Source organism: Wolbachia endosymbiont (group A) of Brachyopa scutellaris, from assembly GCF_964026995.1.
Classification (GTDB): Bacteria; Pseudomonadota; Alphaproteobacteria; order Rickettsiales; family Anaplasmataceae; genus Wolbachia; species Wolbachia pipientis.
This window is the reverse complement of sequence record NZ_OZ034720.1, coordinates 341984-363572: the sequence shown is the minus strand read 5'-3', so window position 1 is coordinate 363572 and position 21589 is coordinate 341984. Positions and strand designations below refer to the sequence as shown.

The following is a 21589-nucleotide window of genomic DNA, read 5'->3' as shown; positions in this document are numbered from 1 at the left end:
ATAATTTATTTCGTTATACTTAACATGGAAATAAAGTAACCTAAACCCTTTTCACAATCTTCTATCTATCGTTTCTTAAACCACTCTCCTAAATCGGATACCAAATTAATCCCCTACCTCCAGATCATTCGCGTTATTTGTCATAACACTGTCATTGAAAGCGTCAGTACTGATCAAATCATATTTATCATGAAGAAAGGCAACTGCACTACTTTGAGTTAATCTAATATCCTCTTTTACTCATTGATTTCCACGCCCACGGCCTCTGGGAACATTACTAACTCCTGGAGATTCTAACTCACTTCTAGGCCTCATACCACGCCCACGACCTCTGGGAACACTACTAATTCCTGGAGATACTAACTCATTTCTAGGTCTCGCACCATCGTTACTACCCATTGCAGATTCTAAAGTCCGCTGATCTTCTCCTTGTTGTTCTACTGTATCGGGATGTATCATATGAATAGAACTATGAACTACCTCAACAGAAGTAAACTCATTCTTGCTTGGTAAGATAAGAGAACCTGCATTATTCGCACCTTTATCAAACACAACACCTATAAAAGCCACTTTCTTTCCATCTGTCAGCGTCTTATAAGTTATACCTTTCTTATACTCATCACTTATTTGTTTGTTCGCCTCATCTTTTAACGCATCAGCTTTTTTACCTTCCCTTGGTCCTTTAAGCTCTAACCCTACTGGATCGTATTCTTTAGCATTGCTATCATGACCTCCAAATTTAATACCATGAACTAGCATATCAATACGTTTCCCCCTTCCAGTTTGAAACTCTGTTAATACTAATGCCCTGTTTTCTTGTAACTCTCCTAACTTTATATCACTATAGTGGCTAAATGCTCCATGAAATACAGCTTGGGTATGTGTTTCCTTTTCTACTAAGTTTTTAAAAGGCAGCATTGCCTCACCTATTTTTTTAAATAACTCTTTATATTTGCCTATTGATTGAGATCGATCTTGTGAAGAAGTAAGCTGAGACTCTAATACCTCATCGAATTTTTCCTTGAACTCGGCGGGATAAGGAATATCTTTAAAATTACCTTCAAATTTATTAGTTTCTCTTCTATTATACTGCTCTAGGGAAACGGATTCGCCCACCTCCACGCTAAAATACTCTTCAAATTTCGATTTTTTCTTAATGTTAAAATTAAGATTTAGTTCAACTATTTTTCTTTCTCCTATTTCTTGCTGAAGCTGATCAAGAGGAATTCCCTTTCTCATCACATTATCTCTTCCATCTGTTTCAACAATATTCATTACATAAACTGATTTTTGATCATTGCTTGGAATAAATACCATTGTCACAACTCCATGGCCTTGGTCTAACCTAGATATCTGTGCAGCATCTTGTCCCTTACTTTTCTGATCTTTAAGACGTTGAGATTTAGGTTCAGGTTGAGCTTCTGTAGGTATATTTTCTCCATAAATAAAAACGTGCTTTCTAAAACTGCTTCCTAAAGCTCGAACTTCACTTAATAACAGGGACTGCCCTAACAAAAACCTACTAAAATAATGATTATCTCCCTTCTCTCCTGTACCAGGAAATGTGTGATAGATACGCTCTATATTCTCTTCAATCTGCGTTTTTAATTGTCCTTGTGTAATCTCACGATTATTTTGCTTATCAATAGATTCCATTATATCATTAAAAAGAGGGGTGATTTCTTGATCACGTGATTTAGCAACGATATCAGAAATAGGAGATGTATGATCAAGGTTTACACCAACGCATAGCATGTCATTTGCAGTAGTTAAAACTCTCATTACATTTGGTTGAAAACCTTTCGTGTAATCCTCAGCTTGTTTTAAAGTAGCAGCTGGTGTAGTTCCACTCTTTTCCCCTATTTTACCTTCTTTTAGCTCTGCTTTAGTAGCAGCCTTCATCTCTATAATAATAGGAATAGCATTTAATGACCTATCCTTACCACGAGGCACTAGAACAATATCAGCATAACCTCTTCCTGCAAACTGCTCCAAGTAAACCCTGGGATTATGTCTATAGCGGAAATTCACTAAAGCTCCTGCTAAAAACCCATGATGTGCTGCTTCTCTTGCTTCTTTAACATAGACAAGGGAACCTCCACGAATAACGAGTCTTTCTTCTTTAAACTCTCCTCTATAACCAGAATGAATTTTACTAACTTTTCCCAGAATATTTCCAAGAATATCTTTTACTTCATCTTTTTTTGAACTACTAAGCTGAACTATATCACTTTCTGGATTACTCCATAATCCTTTTTTTATTTCTTCAAACTCATGTGTTGTAGAAGTATCCTTGTCTAATTTGTCACTTTTTACCTCAACAAATATTCCTGATAGTTCCTCTTTGTGATCCTTCTTTTTAGTAATTTCTACCAATTTTACACCAAGCTTATCTTGATCTCTAGCCATCCTCAACAAGTTGTTCCTGTTGACTTTGATATTGCCTAATATCTTATCTAACTCACTGTAGCTAAACTTTTTCTTTGTGCTACTAGACTCTGCAATAACAAAGAGCTTTACTTTATCAATAGCATCTTCTGGGCTTTTGATTTCTCCTTCCTTTATAACAGCAACTTTTAGAGTCTTTGGACCATCAAAACTAAAATATATTTTCTCAATATCTAATTTTACTGCAATTTTTGTATCTATCAAGGTGGAAAAGCTTCCTAAGAAGAAATGAGGAAAAAATCCTTCTTTACCTACTGAATGTAAATATGATGGAATCTGATCAATATACGACTGAAACCTTACTTTGAAAGATTCAAAATCACTTCCTTGCTGAGTTGAAGTACTTGGAGCAGTTCTTGTTTCTCTAATTAATAACTCTATTAATTCAAAATCCTGTGGTCTTTCTTCGTTCGGCATAAAACCCCCTGTTAATATATAACTTTTTTTATTTACCCATACTGGCATGTGTTTTTCTAACTTCTACTTCAGTTAGGTCACCACTTGGGCCAGGTATATTTTTTGGATTACGTTCTTCATCAGCAGACTTACCATAGGATAAAAACCTATTTAATGAATTGCTATCTCCATTCCCTAATAATATAGAACATATATGATCTTTTTTAGAATCCATAAATTCTTTGATTTGATTAGGATTAGCTTTATCTAATATTTCCCATACTGGCTCCATATAACCCTTACTTACTAAAGGATATAGTATAAATCCGCAATTCTCTACTAATTCTTCTTGCAATGTAAAAGCCCTATGGCTATCGAAACCTTCCTTTGTCCACATATGCGTAAAAAGCTCAATACCTGCTTTTGCATAATATTCTTGACAACTTTGTATATTCATGTTTCTTAATAGACTATAAAAATGACGTTCCAAAATATCACTCGGGTGTAAGCAATCAAACAGCACTCTTAGTTTATCAAAGGAACAGCTGTCCTTAAGGGTAAATAAAGTATCGTAATAATTATCTTGAGCAAAATCTCTTTTTAAGAGTTCCGGATATCTATCAGAAGTTAATTGATCAAAGAAAAATTCAAATATTTCAGGATAACTATTACAATGGCTCTTTGCTGCATATATTACATTTTTCATGAAGATCTCATCCTTTTTCTGTGCACTCATTTCATTCTCAGGTAATGATTTTATTTTATTCCAGAAGAATTCCACTGCTTCTACTTTTCGCCAACCTACTGCACAGTCAAGCCCATACTCATATAGATGACGACCCCTCAAATCCAATTTATCAAGATACCCACTAATGAAATGTGACCAAAACTGTGCTATAGGACCTTCTCCATAACACCTAACTAAGTGATGATACTCCAGCAAGCTATCATTACCTTGAGCAGACAATTCTTCTTTTCTTTCCTCAAATATAGCTCTTATTTCATCCTCCAAACAACAATCACATGCAATTTTGTATCTATCAGTGCCAAATGGATTGGGTTTACTATCTGAACTCGGCGCGATTAATTTTTTACCTACCATTTGTCTATTAAGCTTTACTTGATGTAAATTATTAACTTTCTCCCAGCAATCTTCATTAGATAGCACTTGCGCAAGAAAATTATTTCTTATTTCACCATACCCTGCATGTATCTTCCAATGCGCATAGCACCAACGTTCAATTTGAAGAAGCTTAGATGCCCTATAAGAATCGTTCTCTTTAATAGATGAAAATAAAACTTCTGAAATATCTCTACGGTCCATAATTACCCCTCTTTGCAAATGAATGAAAAAATATTTTGATTCTTAACCCCCTCACGTACCACAATGAACTAGCCTCTATTATACTCTAGGTATATTACTCTGTCTTTAAAACTTGTCAATCACTATTTCAGAAAAATTTTCTAACCTAAAGTGATTTTGGCAAAAGGCTTTAGCAGACTCACTATATTACCTTTTATTTATTTTATATTCTGTTTTTGTCATACGCTTATTAATTCTTCCGCAAGTAAAATGCTATTAATTTAGCAAAATATATTATTAAGATCTCAAGCAAGATAGCCATTTTCAGCACTCAAAACCAAGAAACGTGAGAAGTGTTTTTCTTGGAATGCATTGGTTTACCGAGCGTACCATACGAACTTTTTAACATGGTAATTACATTATACGGCAAAACCAGCTATATTGGCTTACTTTTGCTAAATTTACATACGAACTGGTTTGCCTAAGCTTATGGAAATAATTTAAATCTTCTATTTTTACAACCCTATTTTTACGTGGCTTGTTCTCACAAATATACGATCTATTTTTCTCTTTTTGAAGAAAGTAAACATTTAAAATTTTTATTACACTGACAAGTACGGTATTTCCTGTAAATTCCAATAGAATTTTTGTATCCGTTCAATATAGAAAATGTTTTTCATGAAGTTTTTTTTATCCTAAGTAATTTTAGGTTGTTATTTAATTCTAACTTTCACATGATATCATAAGTATTTTTATATGGAGAGTGCAATGCCAAGAATAACAAAACGTCATGCTGCAGTACTTAATAATTTACAAAGTGTTATTGAACATACAGATTCCAAAATTGCCACTGAAAGGCGTTTAGCTATTGAAAGATGGGTAAAAACTTACATTAGGCAGATAGAATACCTCGAAGATGATAAACTACAATTCTTATACAAAATATTTCGTGATGAGAGCTGTTGGTCAGATACAAAATTAAATAATGCAATCTTAGGACAGAAGCTCACTGAAGAAAATATAGAAGCAATAGATAACCCATTCTGTAGGTATAACATGGCTTGCAGGTATTGTGTAGTAGATAAAATTCATCCGCTCTTTCAAGAGCAATTTGAGTCTTATAAGGGTAGAGTTTCTCCTGATGCAGTAGACATGGAGGATAATCCTGTGAATGACAAGTACATAAGAAATGATTTGCTAGATTCCATGGGAAGTTATGATCCTGTGTTCAGCTTTTGGATTGATAGAGAGTCTGAAGAATTAAAATTAAAAGAATACAGTAATATATGTGGCTTCAGAGAAGCTGTGAACCTTAAATGGAGTGAAGGAGTGGAATATTTCTATAATCGTTTGAGTGAACAAGAGAGAAAAGAGGAAGTTACTAATGCGGTTATTACCTTATCTACTATTCAGTCTAACTGCAATCGTGCTAACGTTTTGGATTTTTGTTTGCATAAAATGGATGATTCAACAAAACGTGATCTTTTAGTTAAATTATCAGAAAAAGATCAGGGAGTATATTCGCTTCTTAATGGGTTAATCAAATGGAGTTTTCTTGATACAGTTCAAGATATAGTAAAGCGCTGGTGCTATGAAGAAGTTTCACTACCTGCAGGCAAAATTCTCTCACATAATGATTATGCACTCCTTCTTTCCTCGCTTTCAAATGTGATATTGGAAAATCCTGAGTTAAGTGCCCAGGCTAGGTCAACCATTATGGATATTTGGAGGTGTGATCGCTTTAGTGAGCATAAAAAGGTTGCTATTTTTTCTAATGGTAGAGTTCCAATTAAACGTACCTTTGCTGCATTAATTACAGATTGGAAGAGAAATGAAGCTGGAGGTGATGTTGGAATAAAAGATAAGATATTAGAGATTTTACGGTTTGCAAAAGACAATTGTTCCTCAGAAGATCTTGAAAGTTTTAAAGGTTATGTGGTTAATAACTTAAAAATGGTTAGTATGCCTGGTATGGTAAGGGATATTCCCTATGGTAAGCTGATGGGGAAGTTGTTTTCTGAAGTAAGTGTTTCTAGTGTTCTCCGTACCGAACTAGCATCTCCTGGTGTTAGTGGTTTGTCTAGTCATAGTAAGTAGAGGTGTTTTATGCATAATAATGGTGAAAATATAGGGTTAGTTAGAAGTTTGCTAAATGGAGACTGTCAGGGATTTTCAGAAAGGTTCGAGTCTTTTTTAGATCAATGTCCATCTTTTTTGCATTCAGTTGGTAAAGATCGCTTTTTTCCGGCATTCTTTTTCGGTATGTTTGCCACTGCATTTGATTCTGATATTGCAAATGATAATGAAAGGATTTTCTTTCGTTTTGATAACGATCCAGACAGACCTGGAAAAGGAAATTTAAAGGTTGCTGTCCTAACTAAAGATGGAAATGACAGGCAAATAGTAAGGTGCTACACTATTGCTGACAGGATAAACAGCACTGGCTCAAGATTTAGTAAAAAAGAGAGACAGTGGGTAAAACGTAAACTGCAGGAGAGTGGGGCTAAAAGAAAAAAGCTGGAATTAGAATGGGAAGAGTATAAAACGTTTATATGGGCAGAAAATCAAGGAGAAGAGGAGGAAGAGGAAGCAATAAGGTGTGAAGAATTTCCTGAAAATGAAGCATCTCCGTGCGATGGTGGTTTTGAAGAGATTGTCAGGACCATGCAGCAAGGTAACCTATCAAATTTGCTAGGAAGGTTGGCAAGTAATAATTCGGATGATGTTGTTGATACTATTGATGATGTTTTGCAGTACATAATTAATCTCTACGACGGGTATAATGAGGTACTGAATTTCAATGGTAAAGAGTCGGACTATCATGGGTTCTTGTCAGGGTTTTTGATGAATTTTAGGTATCGCCACACAGCTGGCATTTATCTTGAGTTATTTGTAGGAGGTGGATATACAGATATTACTTTCCTTGTACGTGGAGTGGATAGGCTAAGGGACTCTGTTCCTATTATAATCGAGCTCAAAGCTGGAAGCAATAGTGCTGATCAAGCATTGGAACAAGCTGAAAATTACGTCATAAGATGTCCTGTCTCATCTATATCAATTCATACTTCATCAAGTAGTGCTGTCTGTGTTGGATTAAATTTTGATTTAGATGAGGATCAGCGTTTGCGGGTTAACACTCAAGACTTTCTGGAGAAAGGGTCTTCTTTGTTGGAAAGGCTATTTAATGGTTCTGTATACAAGATTAGAGAGAACGTTAGAAATTATTTACTATATCCATCTTTTGGTGTACCTGCCGTGCCTGACGTAAGAGGTACCAATAGCAGAGTGTTTTCCTATACGACTGGATTTGCATTTGCAAGTACTGCATTTGCAAAAAAGAGGATTATGGTAGCAGGAGAAAATTGGGTGGATGTAACTAGATACCTATTTGATTACGACGATAACGATAAAATGCTAGGCCCACGTGGAGGAGTCTCACAAATAAACGTTGGGGATCGTGCCTTAACTATGGTTTTACGTGCATTATGGCAAGGACAAGAAAAAATTGTTGTGCTTGATATTCCCCATGTATTAACTCACCAATTTCCTGCACAAGGCATAAATTTGTTAAGTTGGCCGAATTCAAGAGTATATGAGGTGGTGTGCACATTGAATCCAAGTAGAAGAGATGAGGATGACCTTGGTTTAGTAGTTGATGTAACAACATTTCAATCACCTAACGATTACTTACAGGGTAAGAATAATCATTCTTTTCAAGGTAAGCTTTTGCCAGTAAGTGGTGTTAGTAATATACATAACACCGCAGATATTATGATGAATAACGGTTGGCAGAGCGTGGATAGACACAAGGAATTATTTCAAGCAATTTCGAATGTGCTATTCCCGTTAAGGTGGGTAGTGAATAGAAATAATGCTAGAGAGGTTGGGTTTCATTCTGTGTTGCATGGATTGTTTTATACTTGCAATAATCCAGCTAGAATAATTATAGAATTCCAGTTAGGACGAGAGAAGCTAGATGTGGTATTATTACGGTCTATAGAAAGTAGAGGTGGTGTTCATCCAGTTGGAATAGAGGTGAAATTTGCTGGTAAAGGCGAACTACAGAGTAAAAAACAAGAGGCAAGTAATCAGTTAAATAGTTATTTCGAATGTAGAGGTTATAAGCGTATTACTGATGGAGATACAGTGGTTTTATCGTATGTTATATGGAATGATCGTGCACAGGGGCCAAATATTCTTATATCAGTTAAGGGTATTCTTCTTATAAAAGGCAACTTAGGACACAGTTCTGCAGATGATCTTCCTGGCAGATGAGGGTTATTGAGAGTTTACATGTTAAATTAAGTATATAATAGATTGTACTGGTAAAATGTATATGATGGCAGGTTCAAAGTCATATGAAGCTACAGTAGTAGAACACAACTCTCTAAAAAATATGAAAGTTAGAAAAATTATACTTGCATTGACTTTTATTTATGCTATTTATTGTAGATAATGTATTTATAGATTGAGGGAGTATGGTGTTAGAATATATCTCAAAGGATGAGCAAGTCTGTGCAAATGTTGGTTTAGCTACTGAAGAACAGCATACAGAACATTTTGGCTCGCAAACTCTGGAAGCTAGTGCATCATCGTTAAATCAAGAACAAGATGACTGGATTGAGTACGTTATTGAAGACAACAATACTGTTGTTGCAAGTTCTTTTATTCCAGAAAACTCAATTTTAATGAATTTAGCAAATCTGTTAACTGAGAGCGAAAAAGTTTCAATTGATGAATTTCATGACAAGATGGAAAGTATAATGAAAGGGTTTCATGAAAATAGATACGAAAATTCTGCAAAGGTAACTCTAGAAAAGATGGAACGTTTAATAGATGAATATTTGAAAAGAAAAATAAAGCTAAATTTACGCTGTGATCAATATGAATGCACTGTGTCAAATTTTGTATTCAAAAAAATAATTGATATTGCTAATGCCAGTAGTGTTATGCGTATAACGCCTACTACTAGATCACGGTATAAAGACAATGGGGAAGAAGCAATGGATGAGTGGGAAGAAGCTTTAGAACCTTTATTCAATATTGTCAATAAGCTACTATCAGCAGGTGCAAAAATAGAGTCTGATTTTTACAATGACAGAATGATAGGTGAAGCTATGTGGGGAAGTGATGAGGCTATTTTTACAGAGTGTAAAAAAATTAAGGACGAAGCAAAAAGTATCGCATATAAAGGTTTAGTAAACAAGAATGAACAGGTTCAAGATGATGATCTGAAAGTAGAAATAGATAACAATCTTGTTCTTTTCAAGTGGCCACAAAACAGTATCGTTGAAGTTGCAAAGGTTATGAATAGTAAGGTGAATGAAAATTTCAGTATAGAAAGTAGCATCTTACAGATTGGAGAAAGTATAATAAGAGTTGAAAGCATAGGAAGAAAAAGAAATTATACAAATGTCTTAGGAGGTGGCATTGAAATGTCCTTTATCACTGAAGTAGGCGAGATTAGTATTCATCTATGTTCTAGTGATAAAGATAGTAATATAATAAAAGTAGAGCTTGATGGAGAGAACCAGGGGAAGTTTGACAAATTAAAAGATCAATCAAGTTTAGGGGAAAGCTGCCTTTTAGGAGGGAAAAGTGTTCTACAAGCTATAAAAGATAAAGGTTTTGAAAGAAACTGCGGAATACTTATAGAGTTAGCTGAAACTATTAAACAATCAGATTTTGTAGTGAAAGAATCAGGTGTTCCTTCTACTTTTATGAGGTCAGTTGATAGTTTAGACCAACTGCAAAAGATGGAAGCTTCGAAAGAAATATTAGTATGTTCATAAGGTAGCTAAAATTATTAAATAAAAGAATAGTAGGTAAATAAGTATTGAGTTAATAATTTAGAGATTGTTCTAGAAAAGTTTACCATTTACCTGAAGCTTTGAGCATAACATTTTGTCCTCGGTTCGAAGGAGATTGTGTAATAACATACAGGTCTATGTCTTCCACTTTCTCGAGCTTGGTTATACAGCGCAAAACCCATACACGTCATTCCCACATTTGCTGCCACTGCGAAATGAATGGAAATGTTCAAAACATAAAGTGCAACACAGCTTACCAATAACGCTGATACCAGTTACAATTGGTTGATTTGATGTTTTTCGTATATAGGATTTCCTTTACTATAAAAACATGGTTCTATTTCAGCAAAAAAGGGGTTGTTATGTGAGTTTGACTCTTGCTCAATAGTTTGCTCTGGTTTCATATATAAATTAAAAATCTTTACTATTCATACTAACATCCTCATATAATTTAATGTCAGTTTTTGTAACACTGGTTCACGTCAAGACTATTCATTTCCTTTTGTTAAACGGTGCAATTAAAACCATAAAATCTCTCCATTTGTTCACTCCACAGTACCGGTATTTCCCTCAAATCAGCTAGCTTTAAACTTCTTGGCTGTCTCCCATTTATTACATCTTCCTTTATTTTTGGAGCTAAATAATTCAACCTTAAAATTTACTGTATACGTCTTGTACCTATATTAATTTTGGCACTCAGTTCCTTCACACTTCTATACTTTCCCTCTTCTAGTTGACGTTTCCACAGATGGGCTCTTACCACTGCTTTCAGTAGCGCATTGTTTGTTTTTCCTTCTGGCTCTACTACTATGCATTTATTTCCTTTCTTTTTTAACCATATTGATATAAATTCTACCTTATCCTCTGAACTCACTTCTATTCCATCCTCTCTCACCATTACTCCCTTTATTAACTTTTTCACTACTTCTTTTTGCTTTCCAAAACTTAAATTTTTCCATTTTTCCGCTTTTTCTCCCCATTTTTCATATAAACCTTCCGTTTTCTTCATCACTTCTTTTTCCACCTCTCCTGCTACTATTGTTCGATTTACTGATTCACAATTCTTTCCCCTTAAGTGATTGTTGCATACATAATATCGATATCTCTTATTCTCTTTTTTTGCATATGTCAGTGTCATATTTACACCACAGCTCTTGCACTTAATTATTCCCCTAAGCAGCGCTTCCTCATATTTTGCTTTTCTATATGGCTGATTCCTTATTAATTCTTGTGCTTTTTGCCATTTTTCTTCCTCTATTATTGCTTCATGCTTTCCTTCATACTCTTTCTCATAATGTCTTATCTTTCCCATATATATTGGATTTGTTATTATTCTCCTTACCGTCGCTTTTTTAAAGATATCTGATTTTGTTCTGTAACCTTGACTATTTAGCTCCCTTGCCAATTCTGCCATTGACTTCAGCTCTACATACCTTTCAAATATATGCTTTACTGTCTTTGCTTCTTTCTCATTTATTATTAATTCTTTATCTTTTACATCATATCCCAGCGGTAAAGTTCCTCCCATCCATAACCCTTGCTCTTTTGATGTTGCTATTTTATTTTTTACTCTCTCGACTATCATTTCTCTTTCTAGTTGTGCTGCTCCTGATAACACCGTTTGTACGAACTTTCCCATTGGCGTATTATTATCAAATATTTGCGTTACTGCTACAAAATTTACTCGGTGCCTTCTAAAAAATGATGTCACTTCTATACTATCTTTTGTTTCCCTTGATAGCCTGTCTAATGTATATACTACTACACAATCTACTTCTCCTTTTTTTACATCTTCAAACAACTCCTTTATTGCTGGTCTTGCTAAGTTTTTGCCTGAATATCCTCCATCATCGTACCTTTTTACCAATGCTACCCAGCCTTCTTTGCTCTTTATATATTTTTCACATGCTACTCGTTGCGCATCAAGACTGTTAAACTTTTGTTCTAGTCCATCCTCATTTGATTTTCTCGTATATATCGCGCATCTTACCTCTTTTAGCATCCTTTCTCCTTTTCTCTCATCCCAAATAGGAGAGGTCCATTATAACTCATTCCCATTATTTTTCCTGCTACTGCCGACAATGACGTGTAAAACTCTTCTCTGTAGATTAAACCCTTATCTGTCACCATTACCGCATGAGTCTCTTCACCTCTCTCTAATATTAGCTCTGTTCCTGCTACTGGCAGTTTATCACTACTTATTCTTTTTCCCTTCTCTAGTCGATCTGCCAGATACTCTAGTCTTTTTGACCCTTTTCTTGATATTTCTCCATACGCTTTTTCCTGCATTCTATAAGCTAATCTTGGTATTAGGTATTTCTTTGAGTATCTAGGCGCTTCTTCTCCATACACCTTCTTCCACATTTTTCTCAGCTCATCCAAAGGTTTTCTCTCTAAATTCATTACTTTCTTTTCTGTTTCTTTCTCCATATTTTTAGCCTCTCATACAAGGTTTTCCCTTTAATGTCTTCTTATCTATTTGTTCAAACAACTTTTCAATTCTGTCTGTTTCTTTCTTTAATACCTGGATTATCTCTTTACTATTTTTCGCATAATCCATCGCTGTCATTCCAAATTTATCTTCTTGCTCTATTTCAGCCCCTGCTTTTACTAACTCCTCCACTATTTCTTTTTTACCTACCATACATGCAAGGTGCAGCGGCGTGCATTTATTTCCATATTCTTCCGCATTTACATTCCCTCCTGATTTTATCAATTCTCTCATGTTTTCTAGACGTTTCTCCGTTACTGCTAGGTGCAGTGCTGTATGTCCTCCTACATCTGCTGCATTCACATCCACTCCTTTTTCAACTAATAACCTCACTGTTTTTGCGTCTATCGCATAATGTAGAGCCGTTCTTCCCTTTTCGTCTCTTTCATAAATATTTTTATATGAGTTCTCTAATAGCGATTTATTAAATGCTTCTTTCTTACCAAGCTTTATCATAATCTACCTCACTTTTCTTTAAAATTAAGTCCCTCCTTTAAGCCTTCCTTCTCACCACCTCATCTATCATTTCGTTCACTTGGCTCATTATCTTGCTTGCCAAATTTTTACATTCTTCCTCTATTAGTGACTTATCTTTCTTCCTTATTTCTCCTATCTCTATTATTTTTAACTCCGGCATATAGCTCCCATCCAACATGTCTGCTATTTTTCCCACTAGCCCCTCTATTCCATAGCACGTCAGTTTTCTACTTTTTGTTATTCCTCCTTGTTCTCTCAAAAATTTACTTGCCTTTTCACTTTCCCATATGTAATACATTGGTGTTGCGCCGTACTTATTCAGTTGATTAACTTCAGCCCCTGCTTTCACTAGCTCTTTTATTATTTCAACTCCCGCTCCTCCTATTTTGCATGCAGAGTGCAATGGCGTACATCCACTAACATATTGAGTGGCATTTACTTCCGCTCCTTCCCTTAGCAGCACTTTTACATTTTCTAAACTTTTTGCGAATACTGCACAGTGCAGTGGCGTATAACCATTTTTATCTCTTGCATTAACATCTGCTCCTTTTTTTGTTAATAACCTCACTGTTTTGTAATTGGAGATTTCTACTGCTTGGTGCAATACTGTTTCTCCTTTTTCATCTCTTTTATTAATATCGTTACTTGATACTTCTTTAAAAAACTTACTAAAAGATTCCTTGCTAAAACTCATTTCATACCTCACAAAATTAGCTTTTCTAGCGCCAGACAAATTTCTTATATTTACCTGCCGCTATTCAAGTCATGTCCGTTTTAGCATAAGAAAGCAAGTCCTTTTCTTTTTATTTCATACACTTTAACCTATTGTTAACATAATATATGAGGATATAAACATAAGTATTTAACTTATTACACATATCACTTGACTACTTTTCCAACTTCTGTGCAAATGTCGATGTTCGTGCCAATTCAGTACTCCCGGGTAAAATACTAAAATGTGCTTTTCTAACTCCTGTATTGAGTCTTTTTGCTCTTTATCTAAATCGTTTTTATAGTAAATGTTGTGTTCTGCTAAAACATATTTTGTAATCTTCTGATCAGTATAATTTTCCACTTTGTAGTTGCGAGTAATACTGAATCTTTCTAAAATTGGCTTGTGTTTTAAATTCCAATATTGCCCTGAAAGTTTATCGCTTCCCAATACAAATTTATTCCCTCTTTCCTCTACACTACTAACTGGAAAGCACGCATTTATTTCTCCTAAATTCCAACTATCCGATAATACTATCTGTGCTTTCGCAAACTTAATTTCCGGCAATAAGCTCTGTGGTAGTGGATATAGTGCTTTTAAGTTGTACCACTGATGATTTCTTTCATAGATGCCTTTATAATCCCTTGTGTGAGTCTCTGTTTCCCCAAGCACTGCTACATCTAATCGATATACATCATTACTAAATGCTTGTTCATAATGGTTGCGTAGATAACTCTCTATAACCTTAATTGATGTACCACTAAACCTAAAAAAATTTATTCTTCCAAACGATAACACTGGCCCATCTTTTTCAACTTTTCTACCTGAATAATCCGATAACAAACTTCCAAATAAACTTTCATCTAATATAAACCTGCTAATATTATAGTGATCATTGAAAATCCTCATTAATCGCGATCTTGCTGGTAATGATAGTTTTGCAAGTTCTACTACTGCATCTACAAAAAAGTCATTTGGAACATCTCTTATTCCTATTTGCAACTCGAAAAAATGTTTACCAGGTGGTTCTTCGATAATTGTAATGTCTTCTATATTTGCCCATTTGAGCGCTATTTTGAGTGATGCTGGGGTTCCTCTTAAACGCTGAAATTTTACTCCTTCTACTATAGCTCTTCTTTTATTTTTTACCCAACGCAGTATCTCTTCTAAACCATATTCTTCTATTATCCACTGCAGTATTTCATCTTTAAGACTAAATTTAAATTCCTTGATGCAACTTGGATTAACTTTGTAGTCGATTGCTTCTACTAGCGCTTTTTCTTGTTTGGTTGCATTTGGTGGCAGTAACATTACTCAACCTTTAAATTTCTCAAATTTGCACACTCATTACCTAGCACCACAACATCCTCTTTTGGCTCGATTAATTCCACGTTTTCTACACCATCTACAAATAAATTCGCTATTATCCAAGATTTTGTAACGTTCCATCCCAACCTTTTACTTGCTTCAAACTTCTTAATAAACTGCTTCTTGATTTCTTCCTCTGATGTTATATAATTCGTGCTGATTCTGCTGTGGATATTGTAAGTTAAAAATATGATATAAATAAAATTAAGAGGGAAAGATAACTCTACCCACTATAGAAATAGAGTTATCACGGGCATGTGCGACCGAGTGGATATTGGTATTACAACCGTATAGATCAAGGTACACTAGCCCTATCTCTCGATACGTTTGAATAGTTGCATGGGACATATGTATGCACCCGTTTACAATCTTAAATTAATTAAACTATCGAGGTTATTTATTATGATTACATCTTATCAAAATTTCATTGGAATTGATATCGGAAAATTTAAAAATGTTGCTGCAGCTCACAACCAAAGGAGCACTATCAAGTTTGACAATGATGCTACTGGTTGGCAACAGTTGTTTCAAAAATTTTCAGATATCCTACCTAATTCTCTAGTAACTTTAGAAAACACTGGAAAATATGAGCTTGGCTTAGCACATTTTCTTGTTGATAAGAATGTTGCTGTACATCGAGCTAATACTTGCAAAGTAAAAAGCTTTGTCATATCTCATGGAACTTTAGCAAAGTCTGATCAATCAGATGCAAGAGCTCTTGCTCAATATGGATATGAACGCTATAGTACTCTATCTCTATTTGTACCTATGTCAAAAGAACAAACAGCCTTAGTTGCACTTTGTCAACGACGTGATGACATTACACAAATGAGAGTTCAAGAGAAATGTAGACTGAAAACACCTGAAAACGAGCATATAAAGGAAAGTTGCCAAAAAACCATTGACTTTTTTAACGGTCAGATAAATGAGATCAATAATGCCATACAAAAAATCATTGATGAAAATCTAGAGTTACAAAAGCGCCAAAAAATACTTAGAACGGTACCGGGAATAGGTATCAAGTTATCTCAAGATTTTATATGCCTTATGCCAGAACTTGGCTACCTAAACAAAAAAGAAGTCGCAAGTCTTGCTGGAGTTGCCCCGCATCCAAAAGAAAGTGGAAAATCTATTGGTTACAGAAGTATAACAGGTGGTAGAAGTAGTGTCCGTAAAAAGCTTTTTACAGCTTCCATGGCTGCTGCAAGATCTAAATCTGCACTTGGTGCTTTTTACTCTGATCTCATTGGTAGAGGTAAAAAGAAAATGGTAGCTATAACGGCTCTAATGCGAAAAATCATAGTAATTGCAAATGCAAGACTTAAGGAAGCAATTAATATGAAATAAAAAAAACTGCATAGAAAGTAGGTTAATGAATATGTGCGCCCACACAAACTTAAAGCACATACTCATTAACCATAAAACCTAAGTAGTGGTAGCTATTTGACATAAATTCCTTTCTATATAAACTAGGGCTTTTATTGCCAAAAATACATTTTTCAATTGAACAAGAATACAAAATTATAAATAAGAGTTGTAATAAGACTAGATTCAAAAAATTTAAAAAACATAGTTGATCTATTTCCATAATATTGCAGCCAATTACTGTTACTGTATCGGTTAAAACTCTTATATCATCTCTAGTAACCTGCTTTTTTACAATTTCAAGTAGCTCTTCTAACGCCATGCCAGTTGTGGATAATTGTGTTGATAAAATCGAGATCTGTACTTTCCCTGGTATAGGTGATTCTACTAATGCATCCTTTACTCTACTATCTGCTGATAGTGCGTGATATCGATAATGCTCTTTGCTTCCTCCAGTGCTCCAACCTACTATTTTTGCTTTTACCCTCTTTCCAAATCTTTCATCCTCTTCTTCTTTCTGCCTCTCCACTCCATAAAACTCAGCTAAGTTATCAAGATCTTCTCCTATCGCAAATTTAAATAAATTACTCTTTACTGCTTCATTTATTCTTTCTCTAAGCAAAAGTTCTCGCCATGCTGCTACTTCCAGAATTTTCATTGCTGGATCGGATTCTACTAATGCTGAAAAGGTTTCATCTCTACGCACTAACTCTTCTTTCATTCGTGAAAAGATTTCCTCAAAGTTCAGTGGTTCGATAATATTTGGCTGCTGCATCTTTATATTATAACCCCATCAAAGCGAATCTTTTCCCCCACTGGTAGGTACAATCCTTCTAGATCAAGCGTTACTTTTCCTTCTTTCACTTCTGTAATTTTTACTTTTTCTAACTTAAATCTCTTCTCAAATTTCCCCAGTGCTTCTGCAGTTGATGCGTAAATTTCCAAAGTTAAATCCCTATTTATTGGCTTATCTACTAATTCAAATAGTCTTGATCCATAATCTCTTCTCATTATTCTACTGTTAATAGGAGTGGTCAATATATCAATTATCGATTGTTTCAGATGTTCTATTCCCTCTAATTTTTTCCCTGTTTTAGCATCCATTCCTCTCATATATTTTTCATGGATTTGACTTAATACTTGCATGTTTTTCACGTGCTATAGAAATAGCCTTTCTCAACTTCTTTTCAAGAATTTCTTTAGAAGGAAGCTGTGTTAAATACTGTGCAACATGAATATTAGAGCCTTCGAGTTCAAGATATTCTATATCCTCTTGATCCTTATCAGCACATAAAATAATCCCTAACGGTTTTTCTTCACCTGCTTTTCGTTCATTTTTATCTAACCAATTTAAATACCATTCCATCTGTCCTTTATAAGCTGGTTCAAAGCGACCTATTTTTAGTTCTATTGCTATAAGGCGTTTTAATCCTCTGTGAAAAAATAGCAGGTCCAAATACCTGTCAGTTGTTTTAGTACTCATCCTTTTTTGACGTGTTACAAAACAAAAATCATTTCCAAACTCTTGTAAAAATTTTGTCAATTCATCCAAGATTGTATTTTCTAGATCAGTCTCACTATAACTTGATGGCAATTCCATGAAGCTAAGGAAGTATGGGTCATGAAAAATGAATTCTGGTGCTAACATATTTTCTTCACGTAAATTTTTTATACTCCTTCTTATGAAATCTTCAGGTTTTTTTGCTAGTGCTGTACGTTCATACAACATAGTATCGATTTTACTACGTAGTGCCCTAACACTCCACCTTTCAATACGACACATTTCTATATAATAATTACGCTTCAGCTCATCAGAAATTGCAATAATTTCTACAAAATGTGACCAACTCAATTGTTGTGACAGTGTCGCGACAATCTCTTGATCAGGAAAGAATTTAGAAAATTGTACCATACGAAATAATGACGCTCTATCAAATCCACGTCCATATTTAATCTGAAGTTCTTTTGCAAGTTGAGAGATGATTTGCTTCCCATAATCTGCACGTTTGTGCTTTAGGATATCTTGATCAATTCTGGAGCCAATTTCCCAGTTTAACAATACTAGAGTAGAGTTGAATTGAACAGAAAGATGATTCTTTGCTCTATCTATTAAATTACTAATGTCTCCTAATAGGCTAGTAGTTATATCCATGTTCATAACCTTACTTTTGGTAAGTATAACAGATGGTTTATTTTTATCCTGAAAAAACATTATTACTTCCACTTATTACCTTGAAACCACAAGATACTGAATCCCCAACTCTTCCTACACTAAGACCATTTGCAAACACTGTTTTTGATCCTTCAGTTAATACTCTTCCTTCTGTAAAATTATCTCCTTTACGGCAAACTGGCTTACCATTTACAAAAACATTGTTACTGCCACTAACGCAAAAATGTGGTGTTGCTTCTGCACAATGATCTCCTACTCGCATAACCGATTTATTCATCAATTAAGGTTTATTTTATCTGCCTTCAATTTTATTCCACTTTTTGTCATTTCTATACTTGATTCCCCAGCTTTCAGTGTTACTTTGTCCATTACTTCAATCTCCAAATGATGCTTCTCTTTATCATATAACAGTCTTGTTCCATCTTGAAACTTCACACTATTTATTTCTTTTTTATTCTCTGATGCAGGGTATTTTTCCTGGTATATCCCTCCTAACACCACTCCTAACGATAATTCGCCAAGAGGAGAAAATACCACAACTTGTTCATCGATGTCTGGCGGAGACCAATCTCTGTCTTTTCCTGCTTTGCTTGTTATCCACGGTAAATAATCTGTTAAAAATTCTCCTATTTTAACTCTTACTTTTGCTTTTTCATAGTCTATTTCTTTAATGATTCCGACACGAATAATATTTGCTACTTTTCTCTGTAACTCTGAAATCGCAAAATTATTTTCCAACATGCATTTCTCCCACTGCTATTTTATGTGGCTTAAATTTTCCTTCTTCCCAGATAGATCGACCTACGTGTATTGTATGCACCCATTCAACCATCCACACTAAATATGCATCTAGCTCTGGCCTAAAATCATCTCCTCCTCCTGATATAAATTCTCCTGGCGAAACATTCTTCACGTTCCAAGTATTTTTATTTACTACTCTTGCAACCTCAGCAGCTAATGTTCTAACAACTACCGAGGAACCCTCAACTGTTCCATCAACTACAATTCTCGCTTCAAATCTTGCTTTCAGGGCTAATTCCTCTGTTCCAGGATCTTTTCCCGATTCTAAACTCACAAGCTCTACAAATACCGCTGGTGCTAACAGTTCTTTTCTTATCGTCGGGTATACTTCGCATGTTTGTATAGTTAGGATTTCTTCCTTCAGTGTAGTACAAATTGCTTGATGTAAATCTATCCAGAACTTTGTCATACCTTTAAAATATAGTTTAGCTCATGCTTAAAGTATTTCTCAAACACTCTCTCACTCTCATAATTAACAAGATTCGTTATTATCCTTGAAGCCTCTGGTTCTAATCGCAATTTAACTTCCTTTATTGGTAATGCTGCTCTTCCTTCACGTTTAAAAGCTCCTTTATAACCTCTTGGCATCGTTGCAGTAAATGCCCCAATAAACTCGTGTTTTCCTATTTTTGCACCTCTTTTTGTTTGTCTCATTTTACCCATTGATGAAGCTTTGATGTCATACAAGTTTGCTCTTATCAAAACCTCTAATTTGCTTGTCTTAAAGATTCGCAACCTTTTTCTCATTACCGTTAATTTTATCTTCTTTTCCTCACTAATTTCCTTAGCTGCTCGCGCTTTTAACCATAGTGCTGTTCTATTTAGTGCTTTTATAGCTGCCAGTTTTACTTTCTGCTCTTTTCTGTCAATATTGGAGATTATTTCATTAATATTATTACTAATTTTAATATCAAACACTTTCTATTGCCTCAATTTTCAATATTTTACCTGAAGAATCTTTCAATGGTGGTTCAAAAATCTTGTAGAACCTTTTTTCAATCTTGATATAATCACCTATGCTAAAGGAAGTAACGTCCTGATCACGTATTTCTATAGAAGCAATTTGCTGAGTTAATGCTCCATCTGCACCTAAAGAGTACGTAGTCTCAGGACGTTTAATTAGCACTTTTATTTTACGAATACCCTCCTTATTTTTATTACAGTATGTGGCTTCCACTCCTAAATGCTCAAAACAATCTTCTAATAATCTCCCTATATTCATCAACTAGAACTAATTTTTACTAGTACCCCAGGTCTGTGGCACATTGGCAGAGGGTTTGACTGCGTATGCAAATCAGTCCCTCTATCAAATCTTCTTGGCTCTTGTTTTGCATATAGTGGCTGTCCAAGAGTATTTACTGTCTCATTAAAGTCTGCTGGTGCAAAATATGTTGTAAATGTGCTTGCCGTTTCTACTGGAAAACAGTTTCCACTTTCTCTTTCTATAAATCTTCTTACATTTCCCTCAGGATCAGTTGCCTGCCCTCTATATTCCTCAAATGTGATTCCGCAGAACGTAAATCCTGACCTCATATCATTCCGAAGCGCTGCTCCTTCTTGCCATCTTTCATATGCTTCTTTTACTTTACTATGCGAAGTTAATGCATCAAAAAACTCAGGGCTTACCAAAGCATGAATTCCAGTCATATATTCACCACTTAGATTATCTTCTATATGCCGGAGTACTTCCAGACACTTACGTTTTACATCAGTTGTCGCTGTTCCCAGTGCAAAATTTACTACTTTTGGCGTGATTTCAAATTCGTTGTACAGATTTAATAATTCTGACCCGTCAGCATCAAGAATAATTCCCTTCAGCGCTCCCATTCGCAAATGCTCTAATGTTATTGCGTGTTTGTTCCTCATTAGCTGTAAATGGTCGGTTATTACATCTGCCAGCGCTTTAAGTTCACTCTCTGATCCAAATGCTCTTATTCCCTGTACTTCTTCTGGTAACACTACATCATCATGTGGAATATGTGGAATCGTAAATGTTCTTACTTTTCTTTTTCCTCTTTTTCCTACTGTTGCTGGTGCTCCGGGTAACTGCGTTGGTAGTAAACTTAAAACTCCGTTATGTTCTTCTATTGTAATATGTCTAAATCTTACTGACCTATTTGGAAATAAATTTAAATTTTCAACCCGTCCATAATTTATCGGCAATATATTCATCGCATTTGTTAGTGCCGTCATGCTAAATGCTGTATTTGTAAATGGATTTTGCATCTTTCCCCCTTTAATACTG

The 21589-nt window shown here is 34.9% G+C and carries 19 protein-coding genes and 2 pseudogenes; 4 read left to right on the top strand and 17 right to left on the bottom strand.

What is annotated here, in order from left to right; translation table 11 throughout:
* Positions 1-240: 240 nt before the first annotated feature.
* Both AAGD93_RS01820 and AAGD93_RS01815 read right to left on the bottom strand, forming a co-directional pair.
* Positions 241-2865 (bottom strand): hypothetical protein, encoded by a 2625-nt coding sequence (locus AAGD93_RS01820; RefSeq protein WP_341819678.1) that lies wholly within the window; start codon positions 2863-2865, stop codon positions 241-243.
* Positions 2866-2893: 28 nt separating this feature from the next.
* Positions 2894-4168: a hypothetical protein gene (locus tag AAGD93_RS01815; protein ID WP_341819677.1), complete on the bottom strand. Its 1275-nt coding sequence runs from the start codon at positions 4166-4168 to the stop codon at positions 2894-2896.
* A gap of 747 nt (positions 4169-4915) precedes the next feature.
* On the opposite strand from AAGD93_RS01815, the gene AAGD93_RS01810 reads away from it, so the two are divergent.
* The 3 genes from AAGD93_RS01810 (at position 4916) to AAGD93_RS01800 (ending at position 9939) form a co-directional block, all read left to right on the top strand.
* Complete coding sequence (locus AAGD93_RS01810; protein ID WP_341819676.1) at positions 4916-6244, top strand: hypothetical protein; 1329 nt, start codon at positions 4916-4918, stop codon at positions 6242-6244.
* A 9-nt stretch (positions 6245-6253) separates the two neighbouring features.
* A complete protein-coding gene (locus AAGD93_RS01805; protein WP_341819675.1) occupies positions 6254-8422 on the top strand; it encodes a hypothetical protein in 2169 nt (722 codons plus the stop codon).
* A gap of 203 nt (positions 8423-8625) precedes the next feature.
* The gene (locus AAGD93_RS01800) at positions 8626-9939 is read left to right on the top strand and encodes a hypothetical protein (protein WP_341819674.1); all 1314 of its coding nucleotides are present in this window, start codon (positions 8626-8628) and stop codon (positions 9937-9939) included.
* Between the two features lie 523 nt (positions 9940-10462).
* Here the strand turns inward: AAGD93_RS01800 and AAGD93_RS01795 are convergent.
* From AAGD93_RS01795 to AAGD93_RS01770, 6 genes and pseudogenes are all read right to left on the bottom strand, one after another.
* Positions 10463-11959: pseudogene (locus AAGD93_RS01795) on the bottom strand (recombinase family protein).
* Complete coding sequence (locus tag AAGD93_RS01790) at positions 11953-12387, bottom strand: DUF2924 domain-containing protein (protein ID WP_341819673.1); 435 nt, start codon at positions 12385-12387, stop codon at positions 11953-11955. Before AAGD93_RS01790 ends, AAGD93_RS01795 begins: the two are co-directional and overlap by 7 nt.
* 4 nt (positions 12388-12391) lie before the next feature.
* On the bottom strand, positions 12392-12904 hold the full coding sequence (locus tag AAGD93_RS01785; protein ID WP_341819672.1) for an ankyrin repeat domain-containing protein: 513 nt from the start codon (positions 12902-12904) through the stop codon (positions 12392-12394).
* A 37-nt stretch (positions 12905-12941) separates the two neighbouring features.
* Complete coding sequence (locus tag AAGD93_RS01780; RefSeq protein WP_341819671.1) at positions 12942-13619, bottom strand: ankyrin repeat domain-containing protein; 678 nt, start codon at positions 13617-13619, stop codon at positions 12942-12944.
* Positions 13620-13787: 168 nt separating this feature from the next.
* On the bottom strand, positions 13788-14948 hold the full coding sequence (locus AAGD93_RS01775; RefSeq protein ID WP_341819670.1) for a phage tail protein: 1161 nt from the start codon (positions 14946-14948) through the stop codon (positions 13788-13790).
* Positions 14948-15181 (bottom strand): annotated as a pseudogene (locus AAGD93_RS01770) (baseplate assembly protein J); the annotation flags it as partial. The pseudogene AAGD93_RS01770 and the gene AAGD93_RS01775, both read right to left, overlap by 1 nt.
* A gap of 226 nt (positions 15182-15407) precedes the next feature.
* On the opposite strand from AAGD93_RS01770, the gene AAGD93_RS01765 reads away from it, so the two are divergent.
* Positions 15408-16352 (top strand): IS110 family transposase, encoded by a 945-nt coding sequence (locus tag AAGD93_RS01765; protein ID WP_341819669.1) that lies wholly within the window; start codon positions 15408-15410, stop codon positions 16350-16352.
* A gap of 49 nt (positions 16353-16401) precedes the next feature.
* Here the strand turns inward: AAGD93_RS01765 and AAGD93_RS01760 are convergent, their stop codons facing one another.
* From AAGD93_RS01760 to AAGD93_RS01720, 9 genes are read right to left on the bottom strand one after another with little or no spacing between them, the layout of a single operon-like run.
* Positions 16402-17145, bottom strand: coding sequence for a baseplate J/gp47 family protein (locus tag AAGD93_RS01760; protein ID WP_341819668.1), 744 nt, complete (start codon positions 17143-17145; stop codon positions 16402-16404).
* A gap of 2 nt (positions 17146-17147) precedes the next feature.
* Positions 17148-17483, bottom strand: a complete 336-nt coding sequence (locus AAGD93_RS01755; RefSeq protein ID WP_341819889.1) for a GPW/gp25 family protein — start codon at positions 17481-17483, stop codon at positions 17148-17150.
* A 7-nt stretch (positions 17484-17490) separates the two neighbouring features.
* Positions 17491-18582: a YhcG family protein gene (locus tag AAGD93_RS01750; RefSeq protein WP_341819667.1), complete on the bottom strand. Its 1092-nt coding sequence runs from the start codon at positions 18580-18582 to the stop codon at positions 17491-17493.
* Positions 18566-18820: a PAAR domain-containing protein gene (locus tag AAGD93_RS01745; protein ID WP_264378245.1), complete on the bottom strand. Its 255-nt coding sequence runs from the start codon at positions 18818-18820 to the stop codon at positions 18566-18568. Before AAGD93_RS01745 ends, AAGD93_RS01750 begins: the two co-directional genes overlap by 17 nt.
* Complete coding sequence (locus AAGD93_RS01740) at positions 18820-19284, bottom strand: phage baseplate assembly protein V (protein WP_341819666.1); 465 nt, start codon at positions 19282-19284, stop codon at positions 18820-18822. Before AAGD93_RS01740 ends, AAGD93_RS01745 begins: the two co-directional genes overlap by 1 nt.
* On the bottom strand, positions 19271-19753 hold the full coding sequence (locus AAGD93_RS01735; protein ID WP_341819665.1) for a hypothetical protein: 483 nt from the start codon (positions 19751-19753) through the stop codon (positions 19271-19273). The genes AAGD93_RS01740 and AAGD93_RS01735 overlap by 14 nt, the downstream gene beginning before the upstream one ends.
* Complete coding sequence (locus AAGD93_RS01730; protein WP_341819664.1) at positions 19750-20262, bottom strand: phage tail protein; 513 nt, start codon at positions 20260-20262, stop codon at positions 19750-19752. The genes AAGD93_RS01735 and AAGD93_RS01730 overlap by 4 nt, the downstream gene beginning before the upstream one ends.
* On the bottom strand, positions 20255-20566 hold the full coding sequence (locus AAGD93_RS01725) for a hypothetical protein (protein ID WP_341819888.1): 312 nt from the start codon (positions 20564-20566) through the stop codon (positions 20255-20257). Before AAGD93_RS01725 ends, AAGD93_RS01730 begins: the two co-directional genes overlap by 8 nt.
* Positions 20566-21570, bottom strand: coding sequence for a major capsid protein (locus AAGD93_RS01720; RefSeq protein WP_341819663.1), 1005 nt, complete (start codon positions 21568-21570; stop codon positions 20566-20568). The genes AAGD93_RS01725 and AAGD93_RS01720 overlap by 1 nt, the downstream gene beginning before the upstream one ends.
* Positions 21571-21589 lie beyond the last annotated feature (19 nt).